Origin of the sequence: Frigidibacter sp. MR17.14 (assembly GCF_037095735.1) — a bacterium.
Lineage (GTDB): Bacteria > Pseudomonadota > Alphaproteobacteria > Rhodobacterales > Rhodobacteraceae > Frigidibacter.
Genome location: NZ_JBAWKD010000003.1, coordinates 268,519 through 289,542, shown reverse-complemented (window position 1 = coordinate 289,542; position 21,024 = coordinate 268,519). Strand labels below are relative to the sequence as shown.

Annotated in this window: 21 protein-coding genes, 2 tRNA genes and 1 pseudogene; 14 read left to right on the top strand and 10 right to left on the bottom strand. The window is 68.6% G+C overall.

The genetic code is table 11. The features are described from left to right. Nucleotides 1–3: 3 nt before the first annotated feature. Complete coding sequence (locus V8J36_RS10050; RefSeq protein ID WP_336467156.1) at nt 4–1,557, bottom strand: DEAD/DEAH box helicase; 1,554 nt, start codon at nt 1,555–1,557, stop codon at nt 4–6. Nucleotides 1,558–1,808: 251 nt separating this feature from the next. Here V8J36_RS10050 and V8J36_RS10045 point away from each other — a divergent pair, with 251 nt between their 5' ends. The 3 genes from V8J36_RS10045 to V8J36_RS10035 all read left to right on the top strand — a co-directional run bounded on the left by V8J36_RS10045 (nt 1,809) and on the right by V8J36_RS10035 (nt 4,705). Continuing rightward, the gene (locus V8J36_RS10045) at nt 1,809–3,194 is read left to right on the top strand and encodes an esterase-like activity of phytase family protein (protein ID WP_336467155.1); all 1,386 of its coding nucleotides are present in this window, start codon (nt 1,809–1,811) and stop codon (nt 3,192–3,194) included. A gap of 242 nt (nt 3,195–3,436) precedes the next feature. Continuing rightward, complete coding sequence (locus V8J36_RS10040) at nt 3,437–3,856, top strand: OsmC family protein (RefSeq protein WP_336467154.1); 420 nt, start codon at nt 3,437–3,439, stop codon at nt 3,854–3,856. 30 nt (nt 3,857–3,886) lie between these two features. Next, nucleotides 3,887–4,705, top strand: a complete 819-nt coding sequence (locus V8J36_RS10035) for a transglutaminase-like domain-containing protein (protein ID WP_336467153.1) — start codon at nt 3,887–3,889, stop codon at nt 4,703–4,705. Here V8J36_RS10035 and V8J36_RS10030 read toward each other — a convergent pair whose 3' ends face one another. The 4 genes from V8J36_RS10030 to V8J36_RS10015 all read right to left on the bottom strand — a co-directional run bounded on the left by V8J36_RS10030 (nt 4,706) and on the right by V8J36_RS10015 (nt 9,097). Next, nucleotides 4,706–5,311: a hypothetical protein gene (locus tag V8J36_RS10030; protein ID WP_336467152.1), complete on the bottom strand. Its 606-nt coding sequence runs from the start codon at nt 5,309–5,311 to the stop codon at nt 4,706–4,708. It lies immediately after the preceding gene. Between the two features lie 119 nt (nt 5,312–5,430). Next, the gene (locus tag V8J36_RS10025) at nt 5,431–6,222 is read right to left on the bottom strand and encodes a VPLPA-CTERM sorting domain-containing protein (protein WP_336467151.1); all 792 of its coding nucleotides are present in this window, start codon (nt 6,220–6,222) and stop codon (nt 5,431–5,433) included. Between the two features lie 94 nt (nt 6,223–6,316). Continuing rightward, complete coding sequence (locus V8J36_RS10020; protein ID WP_336467150.1) at nt 6,317–7,915, bottom strand: peptide chain release factor 3; 1,599 nt, start codon at nt 7,913–7,915, stop codon at nt 6,317–6,319. A gap of 165 nt (nt 7,916–8,080) precedes the next feature. Continuing rightward, nucleotides 8,081–9,097 carry a Hint domain-containing protein gene (locus V8J36_RS10015; RefSeq protein ID WP_336467149.1) on the bottom strand — a complete coding sequence of 339 codons (1,017 nt, stop codon included), beginning with the start codon at nt 9,095–9,097 and terminating at the stop codon, nt 8,081–8,083. Between the two features lie 236 nt (nt 9,098–9,333). On the opposite strand from V8J36_RS10015, the gene V8J36_RS10010 reads away from it, so the two are divergent. Both V8J36_RS10010 and V8J36_RS10005 read left to right on the top strand, forming a co-directional pair. Continuing rightward, nucleotides 9,334–10,125, top strand: a complete 792-nt coding sequence (locus V8J36_RS10010) for an SDR family oxidoreductase (RefSeq protein ID WP_336467148.1) — start codon at nt 9,334–9,336, stop codon at nt 10,123–10,125. A 74-nt stretch (nt 10,126–10,199) separates the two neighbouring features. Beyond that, nucleotides 10,200–11,294: an ABC transporter ATP-binding protein gene (locus tag V8J36_RS10005; protein ID WP_336467147.1), complete on the top strand. Its 1,095-nt coding sequence runs from the start codon at nt 10,200–10,202 to the stop codon at nt 11,292–11,294. On the opposite strand, the gene V8J36_RS10000 is transcribed toward V8J36_RS10005, so the two are convergent. Together V8J36_RS10000 and V8J36_RS09995 are read right to left on the bottom strand one after the other, a co-directional pair. Further along, entirely contained in the window at nt 11,291–11,848 is a 558-nt protein-coding gene (locus tag V8J36_RS10000) for a hypothetical protein (protein ID WP_336467146.1), read from the bottom strand. The genes V8J36_RS10005 and V8J36_RS10000 overlap by 4 nt on opposite strands. 95 nt (nt 11,849–11,943) lie before the next feature. Beyond that, nucleotides 11,944–12,303 (bottom strand): helix-turn-helix transcriptional regulator, encoded by a 360-nt coding sequence (locus V8J36_RS09995; protein WP_336467145.1) that lies wholly within the window; start codon nt 12,301–12,303, stop codon nt 11,944–11,946. A 166-nt stretch (nt 12,304–12,469) separates the two neighbouring features. Here V8J36_RS09995 and V8J36_RS09990 point away from each other — a divergent pair, with 166 nt between their 5' ends. The 4 genes from V8J36_RS09990 (at nt 12,470) to V8J36_RS09975 (ending at nt 15,125) form a co-directional block, all read left to right on the top strand. Continuing rightward, nucleotides 12,470–12,679 (top strand): twin-arginine translocase TatA/TatE family subunit, encoded by a 210-nt coding sequence (locus tag V8J36_RS09990; RefSeq protein WP_336467144.1) that lies wholly within the window; start codon nt 12,470–12,472, stop codon nt 12,677–12,679. An 84-nt stretch (nt 12,680–12,763) separates the two neighbouring features. Next, nucleotides 12,764–13,339: a Sec-independent protein translocase protein TatB gene (gene tatB / locus V8J36_RS09985; protein WP_336467143.1), complete on the top strand. Its 576-nt coding sequence runs from the start codon at nt 12,764–12,766 to the stop codon at nt 13,337–13,339. A gap of 53 nt (nt 13,340–13,392) precedes the next feature. Next, nucleotides 13,393–14,280, top strand: a complete 888-nt coding sequence (gene tatC / locus V8J36_RS09980; protein WP_336467142.1) for a twin-arginine translocase subunit TatC — start codon at nt 13,393–13,395, stop codon at nt 14,278–14,280. Further along, nucleotides 14,277–15,125 carry an ATP-binding protein gene (locus V8J36_RS09975; RefSeq protein ID WP_336467141.1) on the top strand — a complete coding sequence of 283 codons (849 nt, stop codon included), beginning with the start codon at nt 14,277–14,279 and terminating at the stop codon, nt 15,123–15,125. Before tatC ends, V8J36_RS09975 begins: the two co-directional genes overlap by 4 nt. Nucleotides 15,126–15,146: 21 nt before the next feature. On the opposite strand, the gene V8J36_RS09970 is transcribed toward V8J36_RS09975, so the two are convergent. After that, complete coding sequence (locus V8J36_RS09970) at nt 15,147–15,698, bottom strand: hypothetical protein (protein WP_336467140.1); 552 nt, start codon at nt 15,696–15,698, stop codon at nt 15,147–15,149. Nucleotides 15,699–15,830: 132 nt separating this feature from the next. Here V8J36_RS09970 and V8J36_RS09965 point away from each other — a divergent pair. Next, nucleotides 15,831–15,905: transfer RNA gene (locus V8J36_RS09965), tRNA-Val, on the top strand. 52 nt (nt 15,906–15,957) lie between these two features. Here the strand turns inward: V8J36_RS09965 and mqo are convergent. Next, nucleotides 15,958–17,667, bottom strand: a complete 1,710-nt coding sequence (mqo, locus tag V8J36_RS09960; RefSeq protein WP_336467139.1) for a malate dehydrogenase (quinone) — start codon at nt 17,665–17,667, stop codon at nt 15,958–15,960. A gap of 407 nt (nt 17,668–18,074) precedes the next feature. After that, a tRNA-Ser gene (locus V8J36_RS09955) sits at nt 18,075–18,164 on the bottom strand. A 171-nt stretch (nt 18,165–18,335) separates the two neighbouring features. On the opposite strand from V8J36_RS09955, the gene V8J36_RS09950 reads away from it, so the two are divergent. The 4 genes and pseudogenes from V8J36_RS09950 (at nt 18,336) to V8J36_RS09935 (ending at nt 20,979) form a co-directional block, all read left to right on the top strand. Continuing rightward, nucleotides 18,336–19,298, top strand: coding sequence for a hypothetical protein (locus tag V8J36_RS09950; protein WP_336467138.1), 963 nt, complete (start codon nt 18,336–18,338; stop codon nt 19,296–19,298). 234 nt (nt 19,299–19,532) lie between these two features. Beyond that, nucleotides 19,533–19,898, top strand: a pseudogene (gene rplU, locus V8J36_RS09945) (50S ribosomal protein L21); the annotation flags it as partial. Between the two features lie 21 nt (nt 19,899–19,919). Further along, nucleotides 19,920–20,189 carry a 50S ribosomal protein L27 gene (gene rpmA, locus V8J36_RS09940; protein WP_336467137.1) on the top strand — a complete coding sequence of 90 codons (270 nt, stop codon included), beginning with the start codon at nt 19,920–19,922 and terminating at the stop codon, nt 20,187–20,189. 244 nt (nt 20,190–20,433) lie between these two features. After that, the gene (locus tag V8J36_RS09935; RefSeq protein ID WP_336467136.1) at nt 20,434–20,979 is read left to right on the top strand and encodes a GNAT family N-acetyltransferase; all 546 of its coding nucleotides are present in this window, start codon (nt 20,434–20,436) and stop codon (nt 20,977–20,979) included. Nucleotides 20,980–21,024 lie beyond the last annotated feature (45 nt).

The window sequence follows — 21,024 nt, the reverse complement described above, 5'->3', positions numbered from 1 at the left end:
GGGTCACTTCGCGCTGTCGGCCTCGGCGGCGGGCTTCAGGCGGAAGTCGCGCATCAGGAAGTCAGGGACGTGATCGCCCATGCCGACGACCGGCACGTCATCCTCGCGGTCGCGGCGGTCGCGGCGGCCCTCGCGACGGTCATCCCGGCGCTCTTCGCGACGCTCTTCCCGGCGGGGTTCGCGCCGCTCTTCACGCCGTTCTTCACGGGGCGCGCGCGGTGCCTGGGCCTCGGCCACGACCGGTTCCGGTGCTGCGACGGGCGCGGCCACCGGGGCCTCGGCCATGACGGCCTCGACCGGTGCTTCCTCCCGGGCGCGGCCACGGCCGCCGCGGCTGCGGGTGCGGCCTTTCGGCCCGCGCTCTTCCTTCGGATCGCGGTCGGGACGACCGGTTTCCGACGGCGCGAAGCCTTCGGGCGCCTCGGCGCGCGGCAGCTGGGATTTCACCAGGCTCTCGATCGCGGCGAGGTATTTCTCGTCCGCCTGGGTCGAGATCGTGTAGGCCGTGCCCTTGCGCCCGGCGCGGCCGGTGCGGCCGATGCGGTGGACGTAGTCCTCGGCATGGCTGGGGACGTCGAAGTTGAACACGTGGCTGACCGCCGGCACGTCAAGGCCGCGCGCGGCCACGTCCGAGGCGATCAGGAACCGCAGGCTGCCATCGCGGAACCCGTCGAGCGTGCGCATCCGCTGGCTCTGGTCGAGGTCGCCGTGGATCGGCGCAGCGTCGTAGCCATGCGACTTCAGCGACTTGGCGACGATGTCCACTTCCGTCTTGCGGTTGCAGAAGATGATCGCGTTCGAGCAGGCCTCGCCCTCGGCATCGATGATCGCGCGCAGCAGCTCGCGCTTCTGCTTGGCGGCCATGTCCTTGCGGGTCGGCGTCAGCTCGATCAGCTTCTGGGTGATGTTCTCGCTGGTCGTCGCCTGGCGGGCCACTTCGACGCGGGCCGGCGAGTGCAGGAAGGTGTTGGTGATCCGCTCGATCTCGGGCGCCATGGTGGCACTGAAGAACAGCGTCTGGCGGGTGAACGGCGTCAGCTGGAAGATGCGTTCGATATCCGGGATGAAGCCCATGTCGAGCATCCGGTCGGCCTCGTCCACCACCATGATCTGCACGCCGGTCAGCAAGAGCTTGCCGCGTTCGAAATGGTCCAGCAGCCGGCCCGGGGTCGCAATCAGCACGTCGACGCCGCGGTCGATCAGCTTGTCCTGCTCGCCGAAGGACACGCCGCCGATCAGCAGCGCCTTCGTCAGCTTGGTGTGCTTGGCATAGACGTCGAAGTTCTCGGCCACCTGCGCGGCCAGTTCCCGCGTCGGCGCGAGGACGAGCGAGCGCGGCATCCGGGCGCGGGCGCGGCCCTTGCCCAGGAGCGTGATCATCGGCAGCGTGAAGCTGGCGGTCTTGCCGGTGCCGGTCTGGGCGATGCCCAGCACGTCCTTGCCTTCGAGCGCGTGCGGGATCGCCTGCGCCTGGATCGGGGTCGGCGTTTCGTAGCCGGCTTCGGAAATCGCCTGAAGCACGCGGGGGTCGAGCGCGAGGTCGGTAAACTTGGTCATCAGCGTCCTTGGTTGCGGCATCGGGCCGCAAGGTGAAGGGCGCTGGCATGACGCGCCCGGGGCGTCGGACCCCGGAACAGAAATGTCCACAGGGGTTCAGGTGCCGCTAGCGTAAATTCCGCGTCAGGTCAACCTTTGTGCAGGATTTCGGCCTGTTTTCGCACTGTCATCAAGATTTCGCGGGACTCTCACGGCGCCGTGACCCGGTCCCGGAAGGCTTTGGCTGGATGTCACCAGACCGGAGAACGCCGATGACCAGACCGATCTTCGCCCTCGGCCTTGGGGCCCTGATGGGCCTTGCGACCGCCGTGCCGCTGGCCGCCGAGACCGCCGCGCCGAACCCCGCCGGGCAGGTCTTCCCCGCGCGCCTCGCCGGCCATGCCGTGCTGCCGGCGCTGAGCCTGATCGCGCCGCCTGAGGACGCGCCGCGCGATGCGATGATCTCGGGCAAGTTCGCCGCCGGCGCAGGCCCGGTGCGCCAGCCGATGAGCGTCGAGGGCGACGTGGGCAAGGCGCACGGATCGCGCAAGACCGGACTGTTCCTGCCGTTCATCGGCCAGCCGGTGCAGGGCTTCTCGGGCTATGCGATGGATCTGGCCGGGGATGGCGCGACCTACACGCTGACCGACAACGGCTTCGGCACCAAGGCGAACTCGCCCGACGCGATGCTGTTCTTCCACAAGATCCGCCCGGATTTCGACGCGGCCACCATGGGTCTGGAGCAGACGATCTTCCTGCGCGACCCCGACCGCAAGGTGCCGTTCCGCATCGCCTATGAAGGCACCGACAGCCGCTATCTGACCGGCGCCGATTTCGATCCGGAATCGATCCAGCTGGTCAATGGCGAGATCTGGATCGGCGAGGAATTCGGCCCCTATCTGATCCGCGCCAGCCTCGACGGCCGCGTGCTGGACGTGTTCCCGACAATGATGGACGGGCGCGAGATCCGCAGCCCCGACAACCCGCGCCTCGTGGTGCCGGCGGCGGCGGGCAAGGACTGGCAGTCGCAACGCTCGGGCGGCTACGAGGGCATGGGCCTGCAGCCGGGCACCGGCCTGCTGTGGGCGATGTTCGAGAAGCCGCTGATTGCGGACGGCGGCCAGCCCGAGGGCGACTTCCTGCGCGCGCTGGCCTTCGATCCGGCCAAGGGCGAATGGACCGGCGCCGGCTTCCGCTTCCGGCTGGCCGAGGGTGCGACCGCGATCGGCGATTTCAACTTCATCGACGAGACCCGCGCGATGATCATCGAGCGCGACAACGGCGAGGGCGTTCCGGCGCTGAAATGCTCCGCCGGCCCGGCCGACGACTGCTTCCCGGCGCCGGCACTGGTCAAGCGCATCGTGCTGATCGACACCGCCGATCTCGATGCCGAAGGCTTCGCCCGCCGCATCGGCCATGTCGACCTGATGAACGTGACCGATACCGAGGGCCTCGCGCGGCTGAAGTCCGCCGGCGGGCAGGAGGGCGTCTTCACCTTCCCGTTCTTCACGATCGAGGACGTGCGTCGCGTCAACGACACCCAGATCATGGTCGGCAACGACAACAACCTGCCGTTCTCGGCCGGGCGCGAGCTCACGCAGGCGGCCGCGAACGAGATCATGCTGCTGGACGTGCCAGAGCTGCTGAACGCGCGCTGAGACTGCCCGTTCCCGATGCCGTCCGGCGCTTTTCCGGGCGGCATCTTCATTTTCCGGGCCGGCATGGGGCGAACGTGATCACGCCCCGTGGACGGCGCGCCGGAATTCCTTCGAATGTCATGCAACCCGATCCGGATGCGGGCGTTCAGTGGGGGCGGGGTCGGGGGTGCGGCACCCTCCGGGGCGATCGGCCTGACCTATCTAAACCGGCCCTGCACGAAATTCAGCCAAGGAGAGACCCGATGATCGTCAAGAGCGGATCCGCCGTCTGGAGCGGCAGCCTGAAAGAGGGCAAGGGCAGCGTCTCGACCGAGAGCGGCGCCCTGAAGGACCAGCCCTATGGCTTCGCCATCCGCTTCGAGGGCAAGACCGGCACCAATCCCGAAGAGCTGATCGGCGCCGCCCATGCCTCGTGCTTCTCGATGGCGCTGTCGAACATCCTGGGCCAGGAAGGCATCGTGCCCGAGAAGATCGCCACCACCTCGAAGGTGACGCTCGACATGACCGACGGCCCGAAGGTGACCAAGGTGCATCTGGTGACCGAGATCTCGGCCCCCGCCGATGCCGACAAGATCCTGGAATGCGCGGAAAAGGCCAAGGCCGGCTGCCCGATCTCGCAGCTGCTGAACGCCGAGATCACCATGGATGCCAAGGTCGTCTGACCCCGGTCCCAAGTCCCGGGGAGGGCGAAGATGCTGATCCGCTTCGGTCACGAGTTCACGGTCACCTGTACCCAGCCCACCCCGATGCTCTGCCTGACGGCGGCGCATGTGGAACGCTCGGGCGACCTTCTGGCGCCCGAGAAACTGACCAACAGCCGCGATGACGTGCCGGTGCACAGCTACTACGACATCTTCGGCAATGTCGTGCGCCGCTTCGTGGCGCCCGTGGGCGAATATACCTTCGGCTCGGACGCCACGCTGCGCGACAACGGCATGATCGACGAGGTGCCGCCGCCCGAGGCCGGCGACACCCCGATCGCGGCGCTTCCCGACGAGGTGCTGATTTACCTCGTCGGCTCGCGCTACTGCGAAACGGACCTGCTGTCGCCCGTCGCCTGGGAACTGTTCGGGCGCACCGCGCCGGGGTGGGAGAGGGTGCAGGCGATCTCGGAATTCGTGCATTCGCGCATTGCCTTCAACTATCAGGACGCCGACGCGACCCGCACCGCCTTCGGCGCCTTCGAGGAATGCAAGGGCGTCTGCCGCGACTTCACCCACCTGGGGATCGCGCTCTGTCGCGCCATGAACATCCCCGCGCGTTACGTGAACGGCTACCTCGGCGACATCGGCGTGCCGGTCGCGCCCTATCCGATGGATTTCTCGGCCTGGATGGAGGTCTTCGTGGCCGGCAAGTGGTACACGCTCGACCCGCGCCACCATGCCCGCCGCATCGGCCGGATCGTCACCGCCCGAGGCCGCGACGCGGCGGATGTGCCGCTGATCCAATCCTTCGGGCCGCATGTCCTGTCGAAATTCGAGGTCTGGACCGACGAGGTCTGGGAGGGCTGATCACCCGGCCGAGGGGTGCAGCAGCGGCTTGTACCCTGCCTTCAGAACCTCGACGATCGGGGCCGGGGTCAGGCAGGTCACACTGTTCGCAGGTCGCTTGAGCTTTGCCGTGTAACCTTCTGGCGAATAACGAAACATCGCGTCGTCGATCAGAATGTGCGCCACGTCGTCCCACAGTACGAAAGCGCCCGCCGGCAGATCCGGCGCCGCTGCCTCGAACCGCCGTTGCGCGCGACCGTCGAGGCGCGCCGCGTGCAGTATGCGGTCGAGTTCCGGCGCTTTCGGGCGTTCGCCCCGCGCGCGCTGCCAGGCGTCGAGGAAGGCGAGGTAGTCTGTCCGGCGGCATTCGGCGCAGGGACGGTGGCCGGCGGCAAGGGCGGCCGCCTCGTCGAGGAAGAACAGTTCCGTATAGCAGCCCGGCGCCATCAGGCGGCGCTTGCGACCCTTGAAGGACAGCGCACAGCAGATCCAGTTGCGGTGGCGCCATCGCGCCTTGCCCAACTGCCGGTGGTCGTCATGCAGGATGCCGCGGTTGCCCATGAACAGGCCGCGGCCGGGAGCGGAGACGATCTCGGACGTGGGCAGCAGGCGGTTCTGAAGCGGCATCGGCGGTCCCCGGCATGGTTCTGCCCGCTGTCAGATCATGCCGGCGGCGCCATGGCGAGGAAGAACGTGCCTACGAAGCCGGCGGCGGGCCGCCCCGCGAGGGGGCGACCCGCGAGACGTCAGGCGGTCTTGCGGCGGCGCAGCGCGCCGGCCGCCACGAGGCCCGAGCCCAGCAGCCAGACACCGGCTGGCAGCGGGACAGGCGCCGGGTTCCCTGGGTTCTCGGGGTTCTCGACGTCGCCGACCAGCAGGTTCTCGAACATCCGGGCGTTGTCGTTGAAGTCCGAATAGACGTTGTCCCAGACGTTCTGGTCGGTGATCAGGAAGATCGAGCCCGCGCCGACATTCTCGTAGGCCATCATCACATGGCTGAGGTCGGCCCCCATCATCAGCGCCTGGCCGTTCGCGCCCAGCTGCAGCGGGGCGAAGGCGGCGTAGTTGTAGACCTCGACCCCGTCGAGCAGCGGATGCTCGAGGATCTGGCCGTCGGCGATCGTCGCGTCCTGATAGCCGCCGTCATAGGCCTCGTTCACGATCGACATGGTGCTGCCGAGGCTGGCGAGGACGGCAGTGATGTAGTTGTTCTCGGCCGGGGCGTAACCGCCGTGTTCGCCCATGAAGGCGATGCGGCCGCCACCGGCGAGGAAGGTGCTCAGCGCGGCGACCTCGCTGTCGGTGTAAGCGTCAGAGGGCTGGACGGCCCAGAGCAGATCGACCGAGGCGAGGGTGCTGTCCTCGAGGGTGTCGATGATCGACGAGCTGTGCCCCGAGAGGCCATCGTAGAAGTCGTTGATCACGCTGATGTCGTACCGCTCGCCGAAGACGGCGACCGAAGCGGCCTGTGCGGAGGGGGAAAGGGTGAGGGCGATCGCGCCGGCGGCGATCAGTGCCTTGGGGAACATAGGCAGCATCAAATGATCCAATCATAAAAAAACCGCACCCGAAAATGCGGGTGCGGAAACGACCTATCCGATTCGGATCACATTGTCGTGGCGGCAGGCGCCTTCAGACCATCATTTCCTTGGTGGCGGTCAGGCGCAGGCCTTCGTAGTCGCGCAGCACCCGGTCGATGTCCCATTGCAGGCGGGTCAGGAACACGAGGTCGCCGTCGTTGTCGGTGGCGATGTGCTGCTTGTTGACGTTGACCATCTTCTCGATCGCCGCCTTGTCGCCCTGCACCCAGCGCGCGGACTGGAACTGCGTCGGCTCGAAGCGCACCGGGATGCCGTATTCGATCTCGATCCGGCTGGCCAGAACCTCGAACTGCAGGGCGCCGACGACGCCGACGATGAAGCCCGAGCCGATCGAGGGTTTGAAGACCTTCGCGGCGCCTTCCTCGGCAAATTGCATCAGCGCCTTTTCCAGGTGCTTGGCCTTCATCGGGTCCGTCGCGCGCACAGATTGCAGAAGCTCGGGCGCGAAGCTGGGAATGCCGGTGAAGCGCAGCGGCTCGCCCTCGGTCAGCGCGTCACCGATGCGCAATTGCCCGTGGTTCGGGATGCCGATGATGTCGCCCGCCCAGGCCTCTTCCGCCAGCTCGCGGTCGGCGGCGAGGAACAGCACCGGGTTCGTCACCGCCATCGGCTTCTTCGAACGCACGTGCAGCAGTTTCATGCCGCGCTCGAAATGCCCCGAGGCGAGGCGCACGAAGGCCACGCGGTCGCGGTGCTTGGGGTCCATGTTGGCCTGCACCTTGAAGACGAAGCCGGTGACCGGGCTTTCTTCGGCCCCGATCTGGCGGCTGTCCGAGGTCTGCGGCTGCGGCTCGGGGCCGTATTCGCCCATGCCGTCCATCAGCTCGCGCACGCCGAAGCTGTTGATCGCCGAGCCGAACCAGATCGGCGTCATGTGCCCTTCGAGGAAGCTCTTGCGGTCGAAGGCGGGCAGGAGTTCCCGCGCCATCTCGACCTCTTCGCGCAGCTTCGCGAGCAGGTCGGCGGGGACGTGATCGGCAAGCTTCGGATCGTCGAGCCCGGTGATCTGCACCGTCTCGGCCACCTTGTTGCGGTCGGCGCGGTCCATGATCTCGAGCCGGTCGTGCAGCAGGTCATAGGCGCCGATGAACTCGCGCCCCATGCCGATCGGCCAGGAGGCCGGGGCCACGTCGATCGCGAGGTTTTCCTGGATCTCGTCGATGATCTCGAACGTGTCGCGGCTTTCCCGGTCCATCTTGTTGCAGAAGGTCAGGATCGGCAGGTCGCGCAGGCGGCAGACCTCGAACAGCTTGCGCGTCTGGCTTTCGACGCCCTTCGCGCCGTCGATCACCATGATCGCGGCATCGACCGCGGTCAGCGTGCGGTAGGTGTCTTCCGAGAAGTCGGAGTGGCCGGGCGTGTCCACGAGGTTGAAGCGGTACTGGCGGAAGTCGAACGACATCGCCGAGGCCGAGACCGAGATGCCGCGGTCCTGCTCCATCTTCATGAAGTCCGAGCGCGTGCGCCGTGCCTCGCCCTTGGCGCGGACCTGGCCGGCCATCTGGATCGCGCCCCCGAAGAGCAGGAACTTTTCGGTCAGCGTGGTCTTGCCGGCGTCGGGGTGCGAGATGATCGCAAAGGTCCGGCGGCGGGCGATTTCGGGCGGAAGGGCGGGGCGATTGTCGAGCATGCCCGGCAGATAGCCGCTTCGCGCTTCTTGGGCAATGGCGGAGAGGGGGCGGTGCCCCCTCGGGCTGCGCCCTCATCCCCGGGATATTCGGACCAATGAGAATGGGCGCTTTCTCATTGGCTCAAATATCCCCGCCGGAGGCGCGGCTGTCCACCGGGCGGAGGCTCAGCCCCGGCCGCGGCGGCGCAGGAGGGCGGCGCGGGCCTCGGCGTCGAAGGTTTCACGCCCGGCCTCGGTGCCGAAATGCTGGTGGTGGCTGAGGCCGGGGAAGCGCGCCTTGACCTCGTCCGAGAGGTCGCGGGGCAGAAGGCTCAGGGTCGCTTCGGAGACCATCAGGCTTTCGCAGGGGATGCCCTCGGCATAGACGATCTCGTGCCGGTCGAAGACCAGCGCCACGTAATCGACCCAGCCGCCTTCGACGACGCGGATCTCGTCATCGCCGACAAGATGTTTGGCCTGCACCAGAAGCTCTGCCGTGGGGGCGAGCCGCTCGCCCGCGCGCTGGTAGAGGAAGAGGCGATGGTGCTGGCTGACGCGCAACTCGCCCGCATTGCCGAGCGCGCCCGGCGCAATCGCGACCGGGGCGAAGCCGCCCTGCGCGCGCAGCGTGGCGCGCCCGACCCAGGCCACCGGCTGCGCGCCGCTGTCGCGGGTCAGCACCCGGTCGCCGGGGGAGAGCGTCTCGATCGCGCGCTGGGCGCCCGAGGCCATTGTGATCATCGTCCCGGCCGCGAAGGAGGCGCAGGCGACATCGGCCAGGCGCACGTCGGCCGGCGGCGGTTCGATCGAGATCAGCGTGTAGTCGGTGCGCGGCGCGACCGGCGAGAAGGGCAGCACGAAGCCCGCGCCGCTCGGCGCGTGGCGGATCACCAGCAGTTCGAGCCGGTCGCCGTCGGGCGCCATCAGGGTCAGCAGCGCCACCGGGGCGACCGGATCCCCCGCCGCCCCCAGCGCCGAGCCCGCGGCCACGCATTGCTGGCCCGAGGTGGCGCTGAGCCGCAGCGTCAGCGGCTCGGCGGCGGGGTCGAGGCGGTAGATGTCGCCGGGTTCGCAGCTGTCGGGATCGTCGAGCCCGTCGCCCTGGTTCGCGCCGGCGACCACCCAGATGTCATGGGCCGAGAACAGCGCCAGCGCGAAGGCCGGCGCGGCGGCAAGGGTGTCTGGGCTCTGGCGCGTGGTCATCCTGCGGGGTCCGTCTCGACTGCACGTGGCCCGCGCGCGGGGCCGCGCGGGGGGCGTTCCGGGGTTGTGGGCCGGGGCCGACCTTGTCATGGTCGCCCCGAATACGTGTCTGCCGAAAGAATGTTTCATATTTGATCCAAATTCGGCGGCGGCGGGGCTTTCCTGTCACAGCGCCCCGCGCGCGACAAGGCTCTGCTTGGCCATCGGGCACGGCAGACCGGACAAGGGAGAGCCGCATGGATCTGGGCATCAAGGGACGGCGCGCGCTGGTGACGGCAAGCTCGAAGGGGCTGGGGCGTGGCTCGGCGCTGGCGCTGGCCGAGGCAGGCGTCGATCTGGTGCTGAACGCGCGCGGCGCCGAGGCGCTGGAGGCGACGGCGGCCGAGATCCGCGCCGCGACCGGCGTCGAGGTCACCGCGGTGGCGGGCGACATCACCACCGCCGGGGGACGCGCGGCGGTGCTCGAGGCGGCGCTGGGGCAGGGGCGCGAGATCGACATCCTCGTCACCAATGCCGGCGGCCCGCCGCCCGGGCTCTGGTCGGATTGGGACCGCGAGGATTTCGTCCGGGCCCTCGACGCCAACATGCTGACGCCTATCGCGCTGATGCAGGCCTGCCTGCCGGGGATGATGGCGCGCGGCTGGGGGCGGGTGGTCAACATCACCTCGCAATCCGTCAAGGCGCCGATCGCGCAGCTTGGCCTGTCGAACGCCGCGCGCGCGGGGCTGACCGGCTTCGTCGCGGGCACCGCGCGGCAGGTGGCAGGTCAGGGCGTCACCATCAACAACCTGCTGCCGGGGATCCATGACACCGACCGCGGCACCTCGCTCGACAAGGGCGCCGCCGCGCGCGAGGGCATGACCGAGGCCGCGGTACGCGCCCGGCGCGAGGCGACGATCCCGGCGGGGCGCTATGGCACAGCCGCGGAGTTCGGCGCGGCCTGCGCCTTCCTGTGTTCGGCCCATGCGGGCTTCATCGTCGGGCAGAACTGGCTGCTGGACGGCGGCGCGATGAATTCGACGCTCTGAGCCTTGGCGTTGCCCCGGGCGGGGGCGGCTGCTAAGCCCGCCCCCGATCCTTGCCAGAAAGCCGAAGCCCTTCCGTGCCCCAGTCCCTGCCGCCCGCCGCCCCGCGCCTTGCCGTCGAGAACCTGACCCGCCGCTTCGCCGGCCGGGCGGTGGTCGACGACGTGTCGTTCCGGTTGGCCGCGGGCGAGGTGACCTGCCTGCTCGGCCCCTCGGGCTGCGGCAAGTCGACGACGCTGCGGATCATCGCCGGGGTCGACCGGCAGGACGCGGGCCGGGTGCTGGTCGAGGGGCGGCCGGTGTCGGACGGGGCCCTGCACTGCCCGCCTGAACAGCGCTCGATCGGGCTGATGTTCCAGGACTTCGCGCTGTTCCCGCATCTGTCGGTGGCCGAGAACGTGGCCTTCGGGCTGAAGGGCCTCGACCGCGCGGCCAAGCGCCGGCGGGTCGAGGAACTGCTCGAGCAGGTGCGGATGCGTCGCTACATCGACATGTATCCGCACGAGCTGTCGGGGGGCGAGAGCCAGCGGGTCGCGCTGGCGCGCGCGCTGGCGCCGCGGCCGCGGATCCTGCTGATGGACGAGCCGTTCTCGGGCCTTGACGAGCGGCTGCGCGACGGGATCCGCGACGACACGCTGTCGGTGCTGAAGGCCGAGGGCACGGCGGTGCTGCTGGTCACCCACGAGCCGCACGAGGCGATGCGCATGGCCGACCAGATCGCGCTGATGCGCGGCGGGCGCGTGGTGCAGATGGGCGCGCCCTACAACCTCTACAACGCGCCGGTCGACCGGGCGGCGGCGGCCTTCTTCTCGGACATCAACGTGATCGAGGGGCGGGTGCAGGGCGCGCTGACCGAGACGCCGTTCGGCGCCTTCCTGACCCCGGGCCATGCCGAGGGCGGCAAGGTCGAGATCGTGATCCGGCCCCAGCACCTGAAGATCGACTTCGACCGCTCGGGCCGCGGGCCGAACCCGACGGTGCAGGACGGCACGCCGGCGCGCGGCATCGTGGAACGCGCGCGGTTCCTCGGGCGCGAGAGCCTCGTCGAGTTCCGCATGGAGTTCGACGGCTCGATCCTGCGCGCGACGGTGCCGGCGGTGTTCCTGCCCAAGCCCGGCACGCCGCTGTGGCTGACAATCCGTCGCGACCGTTGCTTCGTCTTTCCGGGCTAGTCCAGCAGTTTCGTGAGTTCGGCCCGGTAGCGGGCGGCCATGGCGGTCCCGTCGGTCGAGGTCTCGTGCAGGTCCGTGCAGGTCGATGTCTTTCCAAGATGGCGCAGCGATAGCTCGAGCCGCGGATCGCTGTCCGGCAGATCCTGCGCCCAGCGCAGGCGCAGGTTGCGTGCGTCCATGGTCTTGTAGGAAATGTAGACCGAGACATGCAGTCGCCCGGCAAGCATGTCGCCGCCAGTCTTCACATGCGAACCGACTTGGTTGCCCGAAAGATCGTACGCAGCGTTCAGCTCGTCGAGGACCTTCTGAAGGTAAATCCGGCCGGGGCCGTCCTTTGGGCCGCTGACCGCCCTTGCGACCTTGGGGGCTACAGCCCAGAGCCGCGTCACCACGGCATCGTCAAGACGTTCGCGCTGGTCCTCGTTGATCTCGGGGTGCGCGGTGATGTTTGTGTGAAGGGAGCGCAGCTTCTTCGCGTCGGTCTCACCGGCAATCCGCTGCAGGGTTTTCGCCACCTGCTCTTCAAGCCAGGCCTGTCTGTCCTTCGTCGTCACTCGTCATTCTCCGTCACGGTCTCGGCACACGCGTGAATGCAATCACCCCTTTGGTTAGAGCATGCGGTGCCACGGTTGACGAGCGTCCCGGCGTTTCACCCCTCGCCCTCGTCGATCGCCGCCTGTGGCAGCAGGGTCGCGACCTTGGCCAGCAGGGTGCGGGCGGGGCGGGCGAGGGAGTCGGCCTCGTCGCCCGCGACATGGCGCAGGCCGCGGACCAGCGCCTGCAGCTCGTCCGGGGTCATCAGCGTGGGCGGCAGCACCAGCGGCGCGCGCAGTATGTAGCCAAGTCCCCGCTCGCCCGAGACCGGCATCCCGGTCTGCGACAGGATCGCCATGTCGCGCCAGATCGTGCGGACCGACACGCCCAGCGTCGCCGCCAGCTCTTCGGCCGTGTGCAGCCGGCCGTCGCGCATCTGCTGCACGATGTCGTAAAGCCTCTGGTCGCGCTTCATCGCCGGTTCCCCCGTGGCTGGGTGCAACTGACAAATTACTGTCAGTTGAGCGCGGGCGCGAGCCCCTGCGCGTCTTTTCGCGACTCTGCGCAGGGCGTATCAAGGCTTCCGGGATTTCTGTGACCGCCGCCCCGGATGGGCGCGCGGCTGACTGGGGAACAAGACAATGCTGAACAACATCGGCCTGCCCGGCCTGCTTCTGATCGCCGTCATCGTCCTCGTGCTCTTCGGGCGCGGCAAGGTCTCGTCGCTGATGGGCGAGGTCGGCAAGGGCATCACCGCCTTCAAGCAGGGCGTGAAGGACGGCAACGACGAGATCGAGACCTCGCGCACCACCCGCGACGTCACCCCCGAGAGCGAGAAGGAAAAGGTCTGATCCGCGCCGCGGAGAGGATCGGTTTGACGCTCACATGGACGGTGGCCGCGCCGCTCTGGCGCGGCGCTCGGAGGCGCTGAGACAATGCTGGATATCGGCTGGAGCGAGCTGCTCCTGATCGGGGTCGTGGCCCTGGTCGTGGTCGGTCCCAAGGACCTGCCCGTAATGTTCCGCCAGCTGGGGCGGATCACCGCCAAGGCGCGGTCCATGGCGCGCGAATTCAGCCGCGCGATGGAGGATGCCGCGAAGGAGGCCGGGGTCGACGATGTCGCCAAGGACCTGCGCAACGTGACCTCGAAGAAGTCGCTGGGATTGGACGCGCTGGAGAAGGCCGCCGACCGCTTCGAGAAATGGGACCCGAAGCTTCCCAAGAAGCCGATGGGTCCCGCGACGCAGGCGCTGGCCGATGCGCGGGCCGCGAAGGCCGCCGCGGGCAAGGATGGCGTCGGCATCGGCACCATCGGGCAGACGCCGGCCTCGGCCCTGCCTGAAGCCGTGCCCGAAACGGTCGCCGCCGCCCCGGACGCGGGTGCCGATGCGCCGGCCGCCGACCCGGTGCGCCGGGTCGCGACGCTGCGCAGCCGCGAGAGCGCCGCCCCGAGCGCCGCACCAGCCGACGGGCTGCCCACGACCGCCGGCGGAGAGGGCGGCGCGGCCTGAGGGCCGCCGTCCCCTGAACCCCCCGACCAGAACAGACCAAGGAACCGACGGGCATGACCGCCTCCACCGACGAGATCGACGACAGCGCCGCCCCGCTCATCGAGCATCTGGCAGAATTGCGCACCCGGGTGATGTGGTCGCTCGCCGCCTTCGTGGCGGCGATGTGCGTCTGCTTCATGGTCTGGAACCCGATCTTCAACTTCCTGACCGTGCCGATCTGCGGCGCGCTCGAAGGCCGCGGGCAGGCCTGCGGGCTGGTGCTGATCGCGCTGCAGGAAGGCTTCTTCGTCGCCGTCAACATCTCGCTCTTCGGCGGGCTGGTGCTGTCCTTCCCGATCATCGCCTACCAGATGTGGCGGTTCGTGGCGCCGGGGCTCTACAAGTCCGAGAAGAACGCCTTCCTGCCGTTCCTGATCGCCTCGCCGATCATGTTCGTGATCGGTGCGGCCTTCGCCTATTACGTCGTGCTGCCGATCGCCTTCGACTTCTTCCTGAGCTTCCAGCAGGGGCCGCTGGCCGCGACCCCGACAGAGGCCGCCTCGAACGTGCCGGTGAACCCGAACGCGCCGCCCGCCGGCATCGTCTTCCAGGGGTCGGTCCAGGCCTACCTGGGGTTGACGATGAAATTCGTGCTGGCCTTCGGCCTGTGCTTCCAGCTGCCGGTACTGCTGACGCTGATGGGCAAGGCGGGGCTGATCTCGGCCGACGGGCTCGCCTCGGTGCGCAAATACGCGGTGGTCGGCATCCTGATCGTCTCGGCGCTGGCGACCCCGCCGGACGTGCTGAGCCAGTCGATCATGTTCTGCGCGATCTACCCGCTGTACGAAATTTCGATCCACCTGATCCGGCGCATCGAGAAGAAGCGCGAGGCGAAGCTGCGGGCCGAGGGCCTGTGGGTCGAGGACCCGGAAGAGCCCGGCCTGCCGGAGAAGCGCGAATGAGCTTCGACACCGAGACGCTGGCGCGGATCGCCGAGGCGCTGGAGCGCATCGCCCCGGCGCCGGGCCGGGCCCCGGACTTCGCGGCTGCCGATGCCTTCCTGTGGCACACCGGGCCTGACCGGCTCGAGCCGGTGGGACAGGTCTCGCGCATCGACATCGGGCTTCTGGTGGGCGTGAACCGGGCGCGGGACACGCTGCTGGAAAACACCCGCCGCTTCGCGCAGGGCCATGCCGCGAACAACGCGCTGCTCTGGGGCGCGCGGGGGATGGGCAAGTCGAGCCTGGTGAAGGCGATCCATGCGCAGCTTCTGTCCGAGGGGCTGCCGCTGAAGCTGGTCGAGCTTGCGCGCGAGGATCTGGCGACGGTGGGCCGGCTTTTGGGCCACCTGCGCGCGGCGGCCGGCACGCGCTTCGTGCTGTTCTGCGACGACCTGTCGTTCAGCCATGACGACCAGCACTACAAGGCGCTGAAGTCGGTGCTGGACGGCGGGATCGAGGGGCGGCCGGCGAACGTGCTGTTCTACGCGACTTCGAACCGCCGGCACTTGATGCCGCGGGACATGATCGAGAACGAGCGGTCGACGGCGATCAACCCCTCGGAAGCCGTCGAGGAAAAGGTCTCGCTCTCGGATCGCTTCGGCCTGTGGCTGGGCTTCCATCCCTGCGATCAGGACGACTACTTGGCGATGATCCGCGGCTATTGCGATGCCCACGGGGTCGAGATCGACGACGCGACACTGCGCGCCGAGGCGATCGAATGGCAGGCCACGCGCGGGGCGCGTTCGGGCCGGGTGGCCTGGCAGTATTTCACCGATCTCGCCGGGCGGCGCGGCATCGCCGTCTGAACCGGCGGCACGTTGCGCCGCTTACGGCCAGTGCGCGCCCGGGTCGCCCTGGTCGTAGGTGCCGGCCTGCGGCGGCAGGCCGGGCAGGGGCGGCAGCTTCTGGCGGGCCAGCTTCATCCAGTCGGGGCTGGGGTCCTTGCGGGCGAGGGGGGCATCGTTCGCCTCGCTCTGCAGGGTGCGGATCGGCCAGCTGAGGTTGGTCAGGCTGTTGGCGATGCAGGCCGCGCGCCAGATCCCGTCGTCGCCCAGACGCAGCATTGCAGAGGACCGGAACGCCTCGATCAGGCGCTGGCCGTTGCGCAGCAGATGGGTTTCATAGCTGCCGCACAGGATCGTGCTGCCGACGGGATAGACCCCGGCGCCCAGCCGGAACAGGTCGGTGGCCCCCAGCCGGTCCATCAGCGCCCGGAAGGCGTCGAAGCCTTCGCGCTGCTGGTCGAGGCTCTGGATCACCATGGTCTGGCGGGCCGTCACCATGACGAAGGGCAGGATCATCGTGTCGGCATAGCCGTCGAAATCGTTGTCGAAGAACGTCTTGCCGACGCGGTCGAGCCATCCCTGAAAGTTCTGCATGCTGCGCGCTCCGTCCCCCGCGGCCGCGACGCGCGACCGCCCGCGGCCCAAGCCTGCGCAGGTCAGGTAAACGCCACGCTAACAGAGCGGGGACTTGCCCCACGCGCGCGGGGCGGCTAAACGGCGCCTACCGGGTGATTAGCTCAGTGGTAGAGCGCCTCGTTTACACCGAGGATGTCGGGAGTTCGACCCTCTCATCACCCACCATCCTCCTTCGATGCAGATGCGGCCGCGGGACGGACCCGCGACCGCCCGCGGCTTACAGCTGGATGTCGGGCACCTTCTTCACGGCTGCGGGATCCTCGACCGGCTTCACGCCCGGCGCCACGCCATCGAGGCTCGGCATCGGCAGCGCCAGTTCCAGCACCTCGGCGGTGCGGTCCCATTCGGCCTGCAGCATCTCGGGCGCCTCGTTCAGCTTGCGCCCGTAGCTCGGGATGATCGCCAGCAGCTTGTCGTGCCATTCGGCCTTCACCTTCTCGGGGAAGGCGCGTTCCAGCAGTTCCAGCATGATCCCCGGCGAGGTCGAGCCGCCCGGCGAGGCGCCGAGCAGCGCGGTCAGCGAGCGGTCGGCCGACACCACGACCTCGGTCCCCAGCTTCAGCACGCCGCCCTTGCCCGGCTCGTTCTTGACGATCTGCACGCGCTGGCCGGCCTGCCACAGCCGCCAGTCCTCGTCCTTCGCCAGCGGCATGTACTCGCGCAGCACGTCCATCTTCTGCTCCTTGGACAGCATCAGCTGGCCGACCAGATACTTGACCAGCGCGAATTCGTGCAGGCCGACCTGCAGCTGCGGCAGGACGTTCTCCATCGTCGTCGCCTCGAGCATGTCGAAATACGAGCCGTTCTTCAGGAACTTCGGCGCGAAGGTCGCGAAGGGCCCGAACAGGATCACCGTCTTGCCGTCGAGCACGCGGGTGTCGAGATGCGGCACCGACATCGGCGGCGAACCGGTCGAGGCCAGCCCGTAGGCCTTGGCGAGGTGGCGCTTGGCGATCTCGGGGTTGTCGGTGACCAGGAACTCGCCGCCGACCGGGAAGCCGCCATACTGCTGGGCCTCGGGGATGCCCGAAAGCTGCAGCAGCGGCAGCGCCGCGCCGCCGGCACCGATGAAGACGTGGCGCGCGTCGACGGTCTGGATCCGGCTGTCATCGGCCATGTCGAAGGCCGAGACCCGCCAGCTGCCGTTGGCGTTGCGGGTGATCGAGCGGACCTCGTAGCCGGTGGTGACGCGGCCCTTCCCGGTCTGGCCGAGGAAGGCGTAGAACTGGCGGGTGATCTCGCCGAGGTTCACGTCGGTCCCGAGGTTCGAGCGGCTGACGGTGATGACCTCGTCGCCCTTGCGGCCCTCCATCATGATCGGCAGCCACTCGGCGATCGTCGCGGGATCGTCGGTGATCTCCATGCCGGTGAACAGTGGGCTGGCCTTCAGCGCGTCGAATCGCTTGTGGAGGTAGTCGCGATTTTCCTCGCCGAAGACGAAGCTCATGTGCGGGGTCGCGTTGATGAAGCCGCGCGGGGTTCCCAGCACGCCGCGGGTCACCTGATGGGCCCAGAACTGGCGCGAGATCTGGAAGTATTCGTTGATCTGGATCGCCTTGGCGATCTGGACATTGCCTTGTTCGTCCATCGGGCAGTAGTTCAGCTCGCACAGCGCCGAATGGCCGGTGCCGGCATTGTTCCAGCCGTTCGAGCTTTCCTCGGCCACGCCGTCGAGGCGTTCGAAGATCTCGTAGCTCCAGTCCGGTTCCAGCTCGGTCAGGTAGACGCCCAGCGTCGCCGACATGATGCCGCCGCCGATCATCAGCACGTCGACGCTGCGGTCCGCGGTCTCGGCGCGGTACTGGCCGCCGAACAGCAGGCTCGAGGCGACGAGGACGGCGCCCGCGCCCAGCGCGGTGCCCAGCAGGCGGCGGCGGGTGACGCGGAAGGTGCCGCCGGTCGTGGCGGTGTCTTTGGGATCGGACAAGGGGAGGACTCCAAGCTTCGGTGCCCTCCGGCCCGGGGATCGCGTGGATCCGGGCCGGTTGGCGGTCTTCCTCCCGTAGGGGCGGCATACTTATGCATGCCGAACCTGTCAAAGCTGATCTAACGTCACGTCAGAATGGCACCCATGCAAAGAAAATCCTTGCGCTTTCGCGATGGGGTGATTCTTCGGCGCATGCTTTCAGGGTGCCGGACCCGGTCGCGCGATGCTTGGACCTCGTCTGGCGCGAAGACATGACCGGGACGGCAGCGGTGCGGGGCAGGGAGTGCGACACGGCGGACGGACAGGCCGCGCCGGCGACGGCCCGGAAGGTGCCCAAGCGCGCGTGAGGCTGGCCTGAGGTCAGGCGCAACGTTCTGTGATGTCGGGGGATTTCACCCGGCGACCTGTGGCGGAGAGACAGGGATTCGAACCCTGGGTCGGCTCGCACCGACAACGGTTTTCGAGACCGCCGCATTCGACCACTCTGCCACCTCTCCGCGTCAGGGGTCGTCGTGGAGCGGGGATTTAGCGATGCTTCGCGCGGGCTGCAACCCGATTTTCACACCCCGCGGCGGAAATTTTCACAACCCCTCAAACCGCCGTGCAAACCACCGCGCCGGAGAACCTCCCCATTGGCAAGCGACACGCGCCGCACTAGCGTTTCCGACATGTCTCCCGCACCCCGTCCGCGCCCGCTTCGCCCGCTTCGTCCCCTCGCCGTGACGGCGCTTCTGGCGCTTGCGCTGCCGGGACCGGCGCTGGCGCAGGCGGCAGGCACCACGCTTGCCCCGGCAGCACCGGTGCCGGCGCCCGGATCGGTTTCCGACAGGCCCCCTGTCACGTCCCAGGCCGGGCAGGCGCCCGCCGCGGCCGAGGACCCGGTCGAGCGGCTGGGCGGGCTGCTCGCGCTGCCCGAGATCATCGCCCTGATGCAGGACGAGGGCGCGGGCTATGCCGAGGATGTCGAGGGCGAGCTGTTCCCGGGCAAGGGCGGGGGCGGCTGGATCGACGAGGTCCGCGCGCTCTACGCGCCCGAGCGAACGTCGCCGATCTTCTTCCGCGCCTTCCGCGACAGCCTCGGCGCCCGCGACCTCGAACCGATGGCGCGCTTCTTCACCGACGGGGTCGGGGCGCGGGCGGTGCCGCTCGAGGTCTCGGCCCGGCGGGCGATGCTGGATCCCGATGTCGAGGATGACGCGACCCTGAAGGCCGGCGACATGATGGCGGCGCGCGATCCGCGCTTCCGCTCGCTCAGTGCCTTCATCGAGGCCGGCGACATGGTCGAGGCCAATGTCATCGGCGGGCTGAACGCGAATCTCGCCTTCTGGCGCGGCCTGTCCGAGGGCGGCGCCTTCCCCGAACCGATGGCCGAAGAAGACCTGCTGGCCAAGGCCGCGGGTCAGGAAGAGGCGTTGCGCGCGGAATCGCGCGATTGGCTCTTCGCCTATCTCGCGCTGGCCTATGCGCCGCTGAGCGAGCGCGAGCTGGCCGACTACACCGCCTTCTCGGCCTCGGGTCCCGGGCGGGCGCTGAACACCGCGATCTTCGCCGGCTTCGACGCGGTCTTCGTCGATGTCTCGCACCGGATGGGCGTGGCCGCGGCGCATCGCATCGCGGGCCAGACGCTTTAGCCCGCAGCGAGCACCGCGCCCCTTGCGACAGCACGGGCGGTTGACGCGGCGTCTTGACAGGCGGGGGGCGATCCGGGATAAGCCCGCATCTTCGGCGGCCCCCCGGGACCCGCCGGGATTCTCTATGACACCAACGCCCCTCGCGGGGCGCGCAGTCCGAAGGCGGCGGGATCCCCCGTCACGAACACCCGGCAACGGGGGCCGCAGGACGCGGACATTGAAAAGGAACGACCCATGTTTGCGGTCCTCAAGACCGGCGGCAAGCAATACAAGGTGCAGGCGGGCGACGTGCTCCGCGTCGAGCGCCTGAACGCTGTTGCCGGCGACAAGATCCAGTTCAACGACATCCTGATGGTCGGCGGCGACGCCCCGGTCTTCGGTCTGCCGCTGGTCGCTGGTGCCGCCGTGCAGGCGGAAGTGATCGACGAGATCAAGGCCGACAAGGTCATCACCTTCCACAAGCGCCGCCGGAAGCACTCGTCGCAGCGGACCCGTGGCCACCGTCAGACCCTGACGCTGGTCCGCATCACCGACGTCCTCGCCTCGGGCGCGGAAAAGTCGGGCGTGAAGGCCGCGGTCGGTGCGCGCACCAAGACCGCCGAAGCGAAGGAGTAATCCCCCATGGCACACAAGAAAGCAGGCGGTTCCAGCCGCAACGGTCGCGACAGCGCCGGTCGCCGTCTTGGCGTGAAGCTCTATGGCGGCCAGGCTGCGATCCCGGGCAACATCATCGTGCGTCAGCGCGGCACCACCTGGTGGCCGGGCGAGGGCGTCGAGATGGGCCGTGACCACACCATCTTCGCCGTCACCGAAGGCAAGGTCGCCTTCAAGAAGGGCCTCAAGGGGCGCACCTTCATCTCGGTTCTCCCGCTCGCGGAGGCGGCCGAGTAAGCCGAACCTTCACAGGGTTTCTGTAAGAGGGGGATCGGCCGCAGGGCCGGTCCCTTTTCGTTTCGCCCTCGGGGCCGGGGATGACGGCGGCGGTGGCGGGAATTGCGGTTTCCGGGTCACAAAGCCGCGAAAAACCCCCGGATTGCCGGGTTTTCGGCAAGTTTCCGCCCTTGGGCGGTGGATTGATGAGTAAACACCCGCCACATCTCGTGGAGGGAGACCGCGCAAGCGGAAGGAGACGACGATGATCCAGGACACCATCCTGCTGGCGGACCAACCGGTGATCGAGGCCGAGCGCTTCGTGCTGCGACCGCTGCGCAAGTCCGATGCCGGGCTCATCGCGCTCTATACCGCCGACCGCCGCGTGGCCGAGGGCACCCGCGCGATTCCGCATCCGCTGCCCCCCGGCGCGACCGAGGCCTTCGTCACCCGTGCCATGTCGGCGGGAAGGGTCGAGGACGTCTGGGCGATGGACGGATCCGAGCAGGGGCTGGCCGAGGTGCTGGGGCTGGTGTCGCTGACCCGGATGGAGAACGACCAGTCCGAGATCGGCTACTGGGTCGCCCCGGGCTTCTGGAACACGGGCTTCGCGAGCGAGGCCGTCGCGGCTCTGGTCGCGGCCAATCCGCATGGCGCGCGCACGCTGTTCGCCGAGGTCTTCCAGGACAACCCGGGATCGGCCCGCGTGCTGACCAACTGCGGCTTCGACTATCTGGGCGATGCCGAAAGCTGGTCCGTGGCGCGCAACGCCCGGGTCCCGACCTGGACCTACCTGCGCAAGATGGCCTGAGGCCGAAGGTCCCAAGGCGAGGCTTCGCCCCCGTTGAGAACAAGG